The organism is Porphyromonas miyakawae (assembly GCF_045865415.1).
Classification (GTDB): Bacteria; Bacteroidota; Bacteroidia; order Bacteroidales; family Porphyromonadaceae; genus Porphyromonas; species Porphyromonas miyakawae.
This window is the reverse complement of the sequence record NZ_BAAFSF010000001.1, coordinates 547,940-561,513: the sequence shown is the minus strand read 5'-3', so window position 1 is coordinate 561,513 and position 13,574 is coordinate 547,940. Positions and strand designations below refer to the sequence as shown.

The following is a 13,574-nucleotide window of genomic DNA, read 5'->3' as shown; positions in this document are numbered from 1 at the left end:
ATATTCCTTGCAAAGGTAGCAAAATAATGAAGAATGAAACATCTACCAAGTCTTTTGAGGGATATGAAAAAAGAATATTTTCGAGGAAAAACAGCTCTCTTCATTCAGGCATATCCACAGATGCTGCCAGTAAAACTATCTGCTTTGCCTTTGTTTCTGCCATTGCTTTAGCCGCTGCAGTAAGGGTAGCTCCGGTAGTAAGCACATCATCTAACAAAAGCACTCTACTACCGGCCGGAACCGAGTCACGTCCTATTGCAAAGGCCCCTTTCATACGGGTTAAGCGCTCCTCTCGGTGCATACCGGCTTGGCTTTGCTCATAGTGTCTACGCCTAAGCGCATGTGCGATGAGTGGAATGGAGGTCTCTAGTGAAATGCCGCGGGCAATAATCTCGGCTTGATTGTACCTCCGGTGAAGCAGCTTGTGCGGATGGAGTGGGACGGGAACAATACAATCATAATCCTCTCTACGCAAGTTCCAAAGCCGAGCTAGTAGCATACCCAAATAGAGTCCACCCTCTCGATTTCCCTGATACTTAATGCTATGGATTAGTTCCCGACAGACGCCCTCCTCTTCAAATATAAACCCTCCCAAGAAAGCTGTTACTACTTCGGGTAGCTCCTCAAAACGCTTTTGCCAAACACTTTGCGTAAATGTAAATGGAATCAAATGTCCCAAACAGTGGACGCAGAGCACTGTTTCTGCCCTACTCAATAGTTTACCACAAGCCGCACACCTTCTTGGAAAAAGGAAATAGCGCAACGGTTCTATGAGCTCACTCAGCTTGTAGTTCTTTAAGAATGGCATACACATCCTTCAAAGAAAATCCTCTATTCACTGCCCACTGAATAACCTTACGCTCTATCTGGTCAGGTGTAGCCTCATCAAGGGTTTCAATTCTCCGCTGCAAAATACCTCGGAGTATATCAAGAGCCACCTCCTCCTCCATCACCTGAGGAACAAGCGCATTCACAAGCTCCCTATCAAGTCCCATTTCGTAGAGCATGAACTTTATTTTATAGGGCCCCCAACCATTGAATCTGAGTTTGTCACTGGCATAAAGAGAAATATAGCGTCGTTCATTGATAAACCCCTGTTCGGTCAGATGAGACATAATTACAGCTATTTGCTCTCTACTCAATTCTCTGCGCATAAGCCACCGGGTCACCTCCTGAGGAGAGCGCTCTGCTTTTGCACAATAAGCCTCTGCATCCAGTCTGTGTTGCTCCTCTGATTTCTCTTTCTTCATCACGAATTGCTAATTATTCCCATAACGAAACGCTGTTTGCCGGAGAGATCCTTTACCAACTGCAAATCCGAGAAAAGCTGCGTAGCCCGTAAAAGTGAAAGCGTCTCCTCCGCAAGAAGGGAATTTATCTCTAAATAGAGAGAGAAAGGCAAACGCTTTGGCAGCAGCGGCAATAGGGCTGCAATAGCACGAAAGTAATACAAATCATCCTGATGAGGAAAAGCAAAGAGAGCTTCCTGCGGCTCATATGACAATACATGCTGCGCCAAACTTTTTCGCTCCGCTTCTGCCACATAGGGGGGATTACTCACCAAAATGTCAAGTGGCTCTATTTGCTGAATGAAGGAATCCGGTTGAGTCATATCGCCCTCAATAAGCTTTACTGAACCTTTGATAGCATGCTCATAGCGAGTTACATTTGTATGTGCATAGACGAGAGCTGCACTACTCTTTTCTACCCCATAGAGGGAGCTATCTTTCAGGTAATAGGCTAGATAAAGTGGTATGGCAGCTGAGCCTGTACCTAAGTCTAGGATACGAAGTGATGACTCCAAAACATGCTTTTCCACAATGCAATTGCATAGCTCCTCCGTCTCCGGACGAGGTATGAGCACGCCCCGGCCAACCGATAAGTTGAAAGGACCAAAAGATGCTTCTCCCAGTACATACTGAAGCGGTTCGCCCGCCTTGAGACGAGCTTCCGCCTCCTTCAATCTAATAACTTGGTCACTACTTAGTACATACTCTGCACGCTGTATATACCACTCACTTCGGCTCATGTGGCAAATAGAGCACATGAGTGCCACTGAGATGGCAGCTGCCTCTCGGGGAGGATAAACCCCAAGAAGATGCTGCTCTACCTCCTTGCAAAGGGTCCCTGCTATTCCGGTTTGCTCCATCATGCAGCAAAGTTACTACCTTTACTTGATACCTTTGCATCTTCTCTTGATCACAATATGGCTAAGCGTTCTGCCGAGCCAACAAAACTTTTTGGGCCATGTTAATTCCTAAGACAGCAGCTAAAACTTATGTAACTTTGCAGCATCGCACAAGAATATGATCAATGAATACCACCGGCTATATACCCACGCAAGAGGAAATAGAAGAGATCATACAACGAAGCAATGAACTCAAGGAGATGTCTCCGGATAGGATTCTACTGGGGAAAAGTGTACTTCCACATGCCTTTCGCCCCTTTGTTGCCCGAAGAGTAGCAATATGGAAACGCTGGCAACATAAGTTTCCCTCCTTTGCAGAAGCTCCTTTTTTTATACCTACAGAGGTAGCTTTTCAACAAGCTTCAAGCGAGGTTTTAGCAAAGCATAAGGCACAATATGTGAATCGGGACACCCATTTGATTGATGGGACAGGCGGATTGGGAATAGACTTCTACTACATGAGCCGTGATGCTCACTGTGCCGACTATTTTGAACTTGATCCACTTCTATACGCAGCAGCGGAGTACAACATCAGACGATTAAATATAGGTTCTGCCCATACATTACACCATTCAAATAGTATAGAAGCGCTCAAACAGCTCAGCTTAAGTACCCAAACCCTACTCTACTTAGACCCGGCCCGACGGGATGCCGGTGGACGGAAGACATTCCTTTTAGAGGACACTCTACCCAACCCTCTTGAGGTAGTGGATCTATTGAAAAGTCTCAATTATCAAGGGCGCATACTACTCAAACTTTCGCCCATGTTAGATATTGAGGCTCTGTTACACAGTCTTCCACAAGCGTCTCATATCTCCATACAAGCCGTTGGAGATGAAGTAAAAGAACTTCTTCTCTATATTGAGTCTATTGAGGTCTCGACATGCACTCCCGAGCAGATACCGCTCCACATTCATATCTATCCGAAGGAGGGGGCAAAAGCCTCTCTCTTCTCATGCTCCATTAAAGAAGAGCGTGAAGCTCAAGCGACTATAGCGGAAGAGATCGGGCCGTGGCTCTACTTGCCCCATGCGGCTCTGCTCAAAGCAGGTGCCTTCAAACTACTTTCCGCACGATATAACGTCCAGAAGCTTGCAACAGACAGCCACTTGTACACCTCAAAAGAGTGCTGCGAAGCGTTTCCCGGGCGTATCTATCACATAGAGGAGGTGCTTCCTTGGAAATCCGGGTTACACAAGCAGCTGAAAGGTCGTTGGCATGAGGCTGATATTACCGTGAAGAACTTTCCGCTTACTCGAGCTGCTCTTTACAAAACACTCCATCTACGTGAAGGAAGTGCTGTGCGCTTAATAGCCACGCAAGTAGCACAAACACCTGTACTGATTCATGTTACCCCACACTAACCGCCTGACTCCCTACCCCAAGCTCCTGTCCGGCTGTAGCAAAAGACACAAGTACAATGAATCAATTGGAAAGAAAACATGTATATCTTTCATACGATAGATTTATATCTTTCAGACAAAATATCTATACCTTTCATCCAATAGATCTGTACCTTTTCCCCAAGCAGCAATATCACAATTAGCCTTTTGACTCCCCTACTACAAGGCAGTAAGAATAAAGAGTTGGGAAGTACTCGCATAGGTAGGCAAATCCAATTGCGGATAAGAGAGAGTGTGTAATTGTACAAAGAGGTCAAATTTCTGATCCGCAAATAAAAGAGAGAGAGCCACCCAAAGGGCGACTCTCTTAAAGTATACACCGCAGTAAACTCTATTTAATTTAGAAATTAGCGTTATTCGGTGTTCTTGGGAAAGGAATTACGTCCCTGATATTGGTCATTCCGGTTACAAAGAGGAGGAGACGCTCAAATCCCAATCCGAAGCCACTATGCGGCACTGACCCAAAGCGACGAGTATCCAGATACCACCAAATATCCTTATCAGGAATATGCAACTCTTGTACTCGCTGCAACAGCTTATCGTAGTCCGCTTCACGTTCGCTTCCGCCAATAATCTCACCGATCATCGGGAAGAGTACGTCCATACCGCGCACCGTCTTGCCGTCATCGTTCTGTTTCATATAGAAGGCCTTTATATCCTTCGGATAGTCTGTCATGATTACAGGTTTCTTGAAGTGCTTCTCCACAAGATAACGCTCATGCTCACTGGAGAGATCAGCTCCCCAATAAACAGGGAATTCAAAAGTTACACCCTGCTCAATAGCCTTCTCTAAAATAGTAATTCCCTCTGTGTAGGTAATACGTTCAAAGGGGTGCTTCAGTACAAAATTTAAGCGTTCGATCAATTCCTTGTCGAAGTGCTCTTGGAGGAAGGCCAAATCATCGGCACAGTTATCCAAAGCCCACTGCACGCAATACTTGGTAAACTCTTCCGCCAAATCCATGTTATCGTGTATATCATAGAATGCCACTTCAGGCTCAATCATCCAAAACTCCGCAAGGTGACGAGGGGTATTGGAGTTCTCCGCACGGAATGTTGGACCAAAAGTATAAATACCGCCTAAAGCCAATGCAGCTAACTCGCCCTCAAGCTGCCCGGATACCGTGAGCGAAGTAGGCTTGCCAAAGAAATCTTTCTTGTAATCAACTACTCCGTTCTGCTTTTTGGGGAGTCGCTCTAAATCCAAAGTGGTGACTCTAAACATCTGCCCGGCTCCTTCTGCATCACTCGAGGTGATAATAGGAGTATGCACGTAATAGAAACCCTTATTGTGGAAGAAGGTGTGTATCGCTATGGACATATTGTGCCTTATACGATAAATAGCCCCAAACGTATTGGTACGCGGACGCAGATACGCAATATCTCGAAGAAATTCAAGTGAATGTCCCTTCTTTTGCAAAGGATACTCATTGGGATCTGCTGCTCCATAGAGAGTAATTTCTTCTGCCTGAAGCTCTATGCTCTGCCCTGCCCCTTGAGAAGCCACTAATTTGCCTACGGCACAAAGCGATGCTCCTGTGGTGAGCTGAGTCATTAGCTTCGCATCAAAGTGGGCATTTTCAGCCACTATCTGAAGATTGTGTATAGTAGAACCGTCATTAACAGCTATAAAAGAGACATTTTTATTGCCACGGCGGGTACGCACCCACCCTTTCACACAGACATCCGTATTTATTGGAGCTTTGTCAAACAGCTCCTTAATCATAGTTCTTTTCATAGATTTCTATCTGATGATATTGTTAATCAAATCGCCCCATCTTAAGATTTATAACTTCCGTCTCAGTTAAATAACGCCAATGCCCCCGAGGCAAGCGTTTCTTTGTTAGTCCGGCAAAGTAGACTCGATCCAAAGAACGCACATGATAGCCCAAGTGCTGAAACATCCTCCTTACAATCCTATTGCGTCCGGAGTGTATCTCTATTCCCACAAGAGCCAGATTATCCTCATCTATATAACTGATTGCATCAGCATGTATTTCACCATCCTCCAGTTTGATGCCCTCTGCCAACTGCTTCATATGCTCCACTGATACGGGCTTATCTAACGACACCTGGTATATTTTTTTCTTTAGCTGTGAGGGATGCAAAAGGTTGGCTGCCAAATCGCCATCGTTGGTAAGCAACAGTACACCGGTAGTATTTCGGTCTAAACGTCCCACAGGAAATATTTTCTCCTCACAGGCATTCTTCACTATATCCATCACGGTCGTACGCCCCTGTTCATCACTTACTGTGGTAACGCAATTTTTAGGTTTATTCAGTAATACGTACACCTTGCGCTCAATGGACATTTCCTTACCATCACAAGTAATACGATCCATGCGCGTTACCGTTGTACCAAGCTTTGTTACGATTTCGCCATTTACGGCGACCCTCCCTTCTGCGATCATCTGGTCTGCTACTCTGCGAGAGCATAGGCCTGCATTTGAGAGATATTTATTGAGACGTATCGGATCACTTTTCTCAACGTTAAACTCCGGGTAGGAAATAACCTTCTCGGCAGCCGGTTGAATATGAAGTTTTTGCTTTTTTTTCTTTGTGTTTTTCTTGAAGGGTTGTCTCGCTCTATCAAAAGAATTGTCAGCCACTCTACGACCTGCATACCCATGAGACTCGTTATACTCTCCATCACTCACTCCATAGGTACGATCTGCCTCACGACGTATAGCACTGGACGTACCGGGCTTCTTAGCCGGATACCGATGCCATGAGGCGTAAGACGACTGATTTCTATCAAGGTCTGCAGTTTCTCTATTGAGAGAAGCGGGACTGGCGGAGACAACTCGAGAAGCTACTGCAGAACGTCTGTGCGAAAACGTCTCACGAGTTTTTCCCTCATTATTTCGAGAATTATTGCGTCTATCAGTGCCTTTTTCAATCGGGTCAAAGAGATCACTAGGGATAGTCTCTTTTGCCTTGCCATCCAAGGTACTAAGTACTGTTCTACCACCGGACGTTTTATCCTGTGTGTTAATCACAGCTTCCTGCGATGGATTATTGGTTACTCTGACCCTCTTGCGATTCTTTTTAGGAAGACCTTCCTCTTCCCTTAGCTCATCTCGAGTGAGGAATTCGGGGTGCACCTTATTGTATTGAGAGGACTCTTTAGGTGCGTTTTCGTCAAGCATACGTATCTTTTCTCCGGTTGGTCTCGGCTTATTATCTCTTACTACCGAGGAACTGAGTCCACTCACACCATTTAGATGAGAACGAACAACTTGTCTACATCGGTATGTATATCTACTTTCTACAAAAGTACTAATAAAATCAGATTCCTACGTAATTTAGAGGCGTTATGCTCATTATTTCGTTCTTTACCTGATCACTCAATGCTAAGCCTTCTACAAATGCACGTATCGTAGCCTCATCCATTGCCTGTCCGGTGCGGGTCAACTCCTTAAGCGCTTCATATGGGTGCGGATACCCCTCGCGACGCAAAATGGTTTGAATTGCCTCAGCCACCACTTCATAGTTGCGAGATAGATCTTGCGAGATGCTCTTTTCATCTACAATCAACTTGCCCAATCCCTTTTTCAAACTCTCCAAAGCGATTAAAGTATAGGCAATAGGCATACCCTCATTGCGTATCACCGTTGAGTCAGTCAAATCACGCTGCAAACGAGAAATCGGTAGCTTACGGGCTAAGAACTCAAGCAGGGCATTCGCTAGCATCAGATTGCCCTCTGCATTCTCAAAGTCAATCGGATTGACCTTATGTGGCATAGCTGAAGATCCAACTTCGCCAGCCTTTATCTTCTGACGGAAGTAGCCCATGGATATATAGCTCCATACATCACGAGCTAGGTCGATTAGTATGGTATTGATACGTTCCATAGAATGGAACAGATCTGCCAGATAGTCGTAGTTGGAAATCTGTGTAGTCAGCTCTTCGCGATGCAAGCCTAAAGAGCCCACAAAGCGTTGTGCGAAGCTTTTCCAATCTATATTAGGGTACGCTACATGGTGCGCATTAAAGTTACCTGTGGCTCCCCCAAACTTAGCCGTAATAGGGACCTGCTTGAGCTCCTTTTGCTGACAACGAAGACGATAGGCAAAGACCTCTATTTCTTTTCCTAAGCAGGTAGGAGAGGCGGGCTGGCCATGGGTATGAGCTAACATGGGAATATTAGCCCACTCCTTAGCCAAAGACTCTAACGTGGTTATGACCTCTTCTAACGTAGGTAGATAAACCGCTTCCATGGCTTCCCGCAACATTAATGGGAAAGCTGTATTATTGATATCCTGACTGGTAAGTCCAAAATGTACAAACTCACTATATTCAGTAAGATTCAAACGCTCAAACTGCTCTTTTATATAGTATTCAATGGCCTTTACGTCATGATTGGTTACCTTCTCAATTTCCTTTACACGCTGAGCTGCCGCATCGTCACACTCCACAGCAATAGCATTGATCTTTTGCTTGTCAGTGTCACTCAATTTGCCCTTAAGCTGCGGTACAACGTCACTCAATGCAAGAAAGTATGCCACCTCTACACGTACACGATAACGTATCAAGGCTGCCTCTGAAAAATAGGCTCTCAAACGCTCTGTTTTATTTCCATATCGGCCATCTACAGGACCTACTGCAGTCAATTCACTTAAATTCATCATCTTCATTTATTCGTTTCTGTATAGTAAAGCAGTTGCAAAAGTAGCTATTCCTTCCTCTCTACCCACAAAACCTAATCCCTCACAAGTCGTTGCCTTTACTGAGATAAGAGTATCCGGACCGACTATCTCAGAGAGAGCATGACGCATCAACTCGATATAGTCCTTTAGTTTGGGGCGTTCTGCCATAATAGTAATATCCACATTAGCTACTAACCAACCCTGCTGCTTAACTAAAGCTACCACCTTAGCTAAAAGGATCTTACTGCTGATGTCTTTATAAGCCTCTTCTGAAGGTGGGAAGTGATATCCAATGTCTCTCAAGGAAGCTGCCCCCAATAGAGCATCACACAGGGCATGCAAAGCTACATCTCCGTCTGAGTGTGCTAGCAAACCTCGTTCAAAAGGAATTTGTACACCACAGAGTACTAACTGCCCCCCCTCTTGCCGGAAGCGATGTACATCAAAGCCGTTTCCTACGGCAAATGGAATACGAGTCATCTTCTATATCAACGGAATAAACTTCTTATTCCATCAAAGTCAAATGCAACGGTAAAGCGAAGTGTTTGGTCCAAAGGATTCGCTGCTACAGTAGAAATCAGATAGGAGGCATCAATACTAAACACACTCATCTTAAAGCCCGCTCCCAATGTAAAGAACTGTAAGTTCCCTTTATTCGGACTAATATAAGAATAGCCGGCTCTGAGGAAAAAACGGTTATCATAGCTGTATTCCATGCCGACCCCTAAATTTATTTCCTGTAACTCCTCTTTGAAGCCACCGGGGGCATCACCGAAAGACTTAAAGATACCTGCTATAGAGGAGGTATTGATGTATTTATCGTAGGCTTCTTTATAAGCTTCGGGATCCTTCTGATCCTGAAGTGGTGGAGTAGGCACCAGCAATTTATTGAGTTCCAGGTTAAGTGATAGTGCATTATAACTATCAATGGGATAAAGTAATCCTGTACCGATACCTAAATTAGTAGGAATGAACATTGATTGTCCTCCTCCGTAAGAAATTTTAGTACCGATGTTCTTGATATTGTATCCAAACGTCCACAAAGTTTCGCTTTGACCTATATAAAAATACTTTGTCAGGAATCCGGATATATCTGCAGCAAAGGCGTTCCCGGCTTGCGACTCACCTGTAGCAAGATTTTGGTCGCCCCTTATATAACGTAAAACAACACCCATTGAATAATCAGGCGTCAACTGTATAGAGTACCCAAAATCCACAGCAAACTCATTAGGATGGGCTTGACCCAGCGATCGTGACATTTCGTCAAATTGCTCCACACTCCCCATGGAAAAGTAGCGCAAAGAGGCACTTAAGGCCTGATTATCGGAAGCACCTATCTTGTAGTATCCGACCAATTCCATCAACTTTATATCTCTCACTATCTTAGCCAGCCAAGGGGTATAAGAGAATGAGACTCCCGCCTTTGAAGAGAGAAAGGCATATTTAGATGGATTGAAGTACTGCGCAAAAACATCAGGTGTAGTTGACACACCTACATCTCCCATTCCTCCACTCCGGGCACTGGGGTTAATCTGAAGAGAAGGCACAGAAGTAACCACTGCATTAAAGCGACGCTCCGTTACTTCGCCCTCATTTTGTGCCTTTAGAGGGGCATAAGCAGCACTTAGTATCCCTACGGCAAGGAAGATCTTGACTACCGCAGTAAAGCGGAAATTGATATGTCCTATATTCATACTATGTTATTATTCTTTTTGTTCTACAAGAGCAGCTTCGTCAACAATAACCAACTTGCCTGTTGCATAGCTTACTCTACCATTATTTCGTGTTATTACCCATCGGTAGAGATAGAGTCCCGACTGTGGGTTAGTTCCATAAGAGGTTGTGGGTAGCCACTTAATCTCTTGCGGTATATTTAGTTCAGTTTTTATTGAGATATTGTCACTTTTCGCTACTACCCTTCCGGTGAAATCAATCAGCTCTACATAGCCGATAAACTCTTCTCGAGGCTGATTGGTCTGTACCTTAAAGGTCACCTCTTTGCCGCGCACCACCGGATTGGGATATACAGCAGCTACAACTGCCTCTGCCGATAGATCTTTATTCACTCGGAAATGAATAGTCTTTGTAGACATATTATTGTACACATCCCATACCGTTAGAGTAGCCGTATGATCCCCCTCGGTTACTTCAGGTATCGTATAGGCAATAGTACCCAAACCTGCTTCTGTAGCCGAAGCCTCATAATAATCATTTAGACTATAAGTATAGTCGAACTGGTTGTCTATACAAAGCGTAATACGATGTCCTAAGCCACTCTCAGAAAGATTAAGGCCACTATCGTCGTACACTTCAGCAAAGAGGAAAGGAGTGGGACCGGTAAGGAAATAGTCTGTAGCCGTTGAGTCATTCAAAAAGCATTTTCTAATTTCCGGGGGAGTGGTATCTACCGCCAGACCTCCCGGAGAGCCTGGTACAACCTTAAAAGAGCGATCTACCCCCATTGCCTCCAGCTTCTTCTCTTCATCATAAGCATAAAGATTGATACGACCATTACCCTCTCCATAGGAGACATCCTTTGGTACAGTAAAAGTAAAATCGAAATACCCATTCTCAACCTTTGTATTACCGGCATAAATCAACCCGGGATAATCCGAATAAGGCTGTTTGTTCTCTAAGTAGGAAGGAATATTGGATTCTAATGTTTCCATAGTCTGCTCACTGTCAAAAACAGTCACAGCCATAGAGCCGTTAAAATCCCCATTCACAGCACCTCCTTGCGTTCCTATATAGCCTTTGACATGTACTTTTTCCAAAGCTTTAAGACGAATGGTATCACTACTTCCGAGCGATAAGTCGTTGATTGTATTGATTACGGCTTGATGAGAGGGGACATTAAGTCGCAAGGCAGGATCACCAATCAGCAAAAAATTAAGCTTATTGATAGTGTCGCTACTTATGCTAATCATCTTGTTCTTTGCATGCTTAAGTACAGTACCAAATCGGTATAGCTTTTCATCCTTATCCTTAGAAAAGAGGCTCTCAGTAATGGCCACATTAAGATTTTGATTGTAAATATCAATCACTACGCGAGTGGTAGTATAGAGTGCAATAGCAGCACTCTTTTCGTTGAGAAAAGCACGTTCACCGGCACTTGTCAGCGGGCTATCAAAATTGGAAAAATCACACGTGGCAGTAATCCAAAGAGGACAATGAGGAAAATCAAAGCGTTGGATATCAGCTACAGTAAGGATCTGTTCATCGCTCCAAGCAGAGGGGTTACCATGACCTGTATAATTAACAAAGAGCAAACCCTTCTTGAAGGCATCCATCAACTTACGTCTGGCACCTGGGAATGTATTTAAGCCATTCACAGTTTGGGAGGGAAAGGCATCAAAATAGACCTTTGTGAGCATCAGTTCAGGCATCAAGGATTCGGTTAGCTTAGCCAATTCCTCTGCACGCCGCAAATGTCCGTATCCATCTCCATTATCAGCGACAAAACAACCACGTGTTTTCCAAACTCCAGGATCAAGCTTGGACGCATAGTCTATACTCTTATTTACCGCTGCCCTTGCTTCGCTGAGTGTACGCACGGTAAAACGCCCTACACCGATCACCATTCGCTTCTTTCCGTTGGTTAGGTTGTCATCCTCTGGTAGTAGGTAAGTAAAATAGTCGTCCGTATTATAGCTATCCATATTAAGTGAATTAACACTTTGATAGGTCAACAAGAACTCCGTTCCACTCTTCTTAAGTGCTTGCCACTCATAACTTAATAGCCTATTGTCAGCAGCTCCATCACCAAAAAGTAAAAGATTCATAGGAGCTTCTGTAGGACTTTTAGCAAGATTAGCCGCCACCCAACGATCATAGAAATATTTGGTCATCAGACGATATGCCGTAGCATCCGGTGTGCCACTTGAAAATTCGTTGAAGAGCTGTTCTTGCGTCATCACGAGTACTTTAAGCCCTTCGTTATCAGCATGAAACTGTCCCAAGCGTTTTGCTTCACCCAAGAAAGCTTTCGTGGAGATAATCATCAGGTCAGGCACACCCTCGTAGCCCCGTATATTCTGTGTTTCAACCGGCTCTAACTTAGCTATATTGTAAGCATCCTCCGGTGCGCAGAGCACAAACTCTATCGGTTGCCCATTCTTACCCATGGCCGCATGATCAAAATAATCACCCGTGAGTTTAACCTGGCGCACCTCATTAGGACTCTCTATAGCCCACAGCAAAGAATTAGAGGGAATTTTGTCTATTTTGAATCGATAATTCAACCCGGCCCTCCTAAACAAAAGTTGCTTACCTTGCTCATAAGAGAGACGCCCTTTGTAGCGTATGAAAATATAGTCTAAATAGGATTTTTCGGTGGCCGGAGACAAACGTAAATTCAAATGAAGAGCATCGCCAGCGCCTTGAAAAGCATAAGATCCTCCTACATAGTGTCGTATACCCGCCAAGAAATTGGGATGGGATGTATCCTCCCGTCTATTCATTCGGTCCTCTATCACCCTCACACCCTCTGCCGAAAGCTCAAAGAGAGCCTCCGAATTAGGTAGAGCAACATAAGCTGCATAGACCTGAATATTACTTCCCGACACCGGGGTTCCATTATCAAAAGGAATGGTCACTTTACGCTCCGCAGCACCGGATAAAGGCTCTCCTACCAACATACGGCCGGATTGCTTCAAAGAGGTAGATTCTTCTTCATGAAGGAGAAAGCCATCGTAATATTCTGCAATGGGAGGAGTATCTCTTACCGGAGCTACTTCTTGCTCCATTAACCTAACACCGGCTATATCGGACAAGAAATAATACCCTTCCGTAGCGTAGTGATTGATCTCTCGCATATACGACTCCTTCGCATGATCATAGCTAAAGGAGGTAACACCTTCTGCATAGAAATAGAGAGCATCATTTTGCTGCACAATTGGTACAGCCGGCAATGCCTCGCGAGGTGCATCAGAGAGCTTCTCGCTAAGCAAGGAGCTTCCATATCCATATACACCCACTTCTTGAGGTTTTTCAAATCCGGCTTTACGCAATGCCTCATAGGAAACACGGTACACTCCACTCTTCTGAATAGCCACCTTTACCCACTTACCGGATGCAAAGGGACTACCTGCCACACCCTCAGCCGAGTCTATAGCAGAAAGCCCTACCACCAGTAGACAGCTATACAGCAGTTTGAGCCAATGGAATATGTACCCGTTTCTCATCAATTCTATAACGTACTACTCTCGGTTTTAGTGTATGTGCCCGCACTCTTTATATGTCAGTATCTGTACAAAGGTAACGCATTTGCTTCTTTTCATGCTTTTGGAGGAAGTGCCCCCTTTAATAGGTAATTTATTAAATAGGCCATAAAA

10 protein-coding genes are annotated in these 13,574 nt (G+C 44.5%); 1 reads left to right on the top strand and 9 read right to left on the bottom strand.

The genetic code is table 11. The features are described 5' to 3' along the window. Window positions 1-100: 100 nt before the first annotated feature. From ACLWMH_RS02235 to ACLWMH_RS02225, 3 genes are read right to left on the bottom strand one after another with little or no spacing between them, the layout of a single operon-like run. A complete protein-coding gene (locus ACLWMH_RS02235; protein WP_411915127.1) occupies window positions 101-808 on the bottom strand; it encodes a ComF family protein in 708 nt (235 codons plus the stop codon). After that, a complete protein-coding gene (locus ACLWMH_RS02230) occupies window positions 777-1,250 on the bottom strand; it encodes a regulatory protein RecX (protein ID WP_411915126.1) in 474 nt (157 codons plus the stop codon). Before ACLWMH_RS02230 ends, ACLWMH_RS02235 begins: the two co-directional genes overlap by 32 nt. Then, the gene (locus tag ACLWMH_RS02225; protein WP_411915125.1) at window positions 1,250-2,152 is read right to left on the bottom strand and encodes a N5-glutamine methyltransferase family protein; all 903 of its coding nucleotides are present in this window, start codon (window positions 2,150-2,152) and stop codon (window positions 1,250-1,252) included. Before ACLWMH_RS02225 ends, ACLWMH_RS02230 begins: the two co-directional genes overlap by 1 nt. 161 nt (window positions 2,153-2,313) lie before the next feature. Here ACLWMH_RS02225 and ACLWMH_RS02220 point away from each other — a divergent pair, with 161 nt between their 5' ends. Next, the gene (locus tag ACLWMH_RS02220) at window positions 2,314-3,552 is read left to right on the top strand and encodes a THUMP-like domain-containing protein (protein WP_411915124.1); all 1,239 of its coding nucleotides are present in this window, start codon (window positions 2,314-2,316) and stop codon (window positions 3,550-3,552) included. Between the two features lie 379 nt (window positions 3,553-3,931). Here the strand turns inward: ACLWMH_RS02220 and asnS are convergent, their stop codons facing one another. From asnS to porU, 6 genes are all read right to left on the bottom strand, one after another. Next, window positions 3,932-5,329 (bottom strand): asparagine--tRNA ligase, encoded by a 1,398-nt coding sequence (asnS, locus tag ACLWMH_RS02215; protein WP_411915123.1) that lies wholly within the window; start codon window positions 5,327-5,329, stop codon window positions 3,932-3,934. 22 nt (window positions 5,330-5,351) lie between these two features. Next, window positions 5,352-6,806 carry a pseudouridine synthase gene (locus tag ACLWMH_RS02210; RefSeq protein WP_411915122.1) on the bottom strand — a complete coding sequence of 485 codons (1,455 nt, stop codon included), beginning with the start codon at window positions 6,804-6,806 and terminating at the stop codon, window positions 5,352-5,354. Between the two features lie 73 nt (window positions 6,807-6,879). Next, window positions 6,880-8,223: an adenylosuccinate lyase gene (purB, locus tag ACLWMH_RS02205; RefSeq protein WP_411915121.1), complete on the bottom strand. Its 1,344-nt coding sequence runs from the start codon at window positions 8,221-8,223 to the stop codon at window positions 6,880-6,882. 6 nt (window positions 8,224-8,229) lie between these two features. After that, entirely contained in the window at window positions 8,230-8,721 is a 492-nt protein-coding gene (ispF, locus tag ACLWMH_RS02200; RefSeq protein ID WP_411915120.1) for a 2-C-methyl-D-erythritol 2,4-cyclodiphosphate synthase, read from the bottom strand. An 8-nt stretch (window positions 8,722-8,729) separates the two neighbouring features. Then, a complete protein-coding gene (gene porV, locus ACLWMH_RS02195; protein WP_411915119.1) occupies window positions 8,730-9,935 on the bottom strand; it encodes a type IX secretion system outer membrane channel protein PorV in 1,206 nt (401 codons plus the stop codon). Window positions 9,936-9,944: 9 nt separating this feature from the next. Next, window positions 9,945-13,424: a type IX secretion system sortase PorU gene (gene porU / locus ACLWMH_RS02190; protein ID WP_411915118.1), complete on the bottom strand. Its 3,480-nt coding sequence runs from the start codon at window positions 13,422-13,424 to the stop codon at window positions 9,945-9,947. Between the last annotated feature and the right edge of the window lie 150 nt (window positions 13,425-13,574).

What these genes read in the sequence shown, in the direction of transcription:
- ACLWMH_RS02230 (WP_411915126.1), bottom strand. Translation starts at nt 1,250, where the DNA reads ATGAAGAAAGAGAAATCAGAGGAGCAACACAGACTGGATGCAGAGGCT.
- porU (WP_411915118.1), bottom strand. Translation starts at nt 13,424, where the DNA reads ATGAGAAACGGGTACATATTCCATTGGCTCAAACTGCTGTATAGCTGT.
- ispF (WP_411915120.1), bottom strand. Translation starts at nt 8,721, where the DNA reads ATGACTCGTATTCCATTTGCCGTAGGAAACGGCTTTGATGTACATCGC.
- porV (WP_411915119.1), bottom strand. Translation starts at nt 9,935, where the DNA reads ATGAATATAGGACATATCAATTTCCGCTTTACTGCGGTAGTCAAGATC.
- asnS (WP_411915123.1), bottom strand. Translation starts at nt 5,329, where the DNA reads ATGAAAAGAACTATGATTAAGGAGCTGTTTGACAAAGCTCCAATAAAT.
- purB (WP_411915121.1), bottom strand. Translation starts at nt 8,223, where the DNA reads ATGATGAATTTAAGTGAATTGACTGCAGTAGGTCCTGTAGATGGCCGA.
- ACLWMH_RS02220 (WP_411915124.1), top strand. Translation starts at nt 2,314, where the DNA reads ATGAATACCACCGGCTATATACCCACGCAAGAGGAAATAGAAGAGATC.
- ACLWMH_RS02235 (WP_411915127.1), bottom strand. Translation starts at nt 808, where the DNA reads ATGCCATTCTTAAAGAACTACAAGCTGAGTGAGCTCATAGAACCGTTG.
- ACLWMH_RS02225 (WP_411915125.1), bottom strand. Translation starts at nt 2,152, where the DNA reads ATGATGGAGCAAACCGGAATAGCAGGGACCCTTTGCAAGGAGGTAGAG.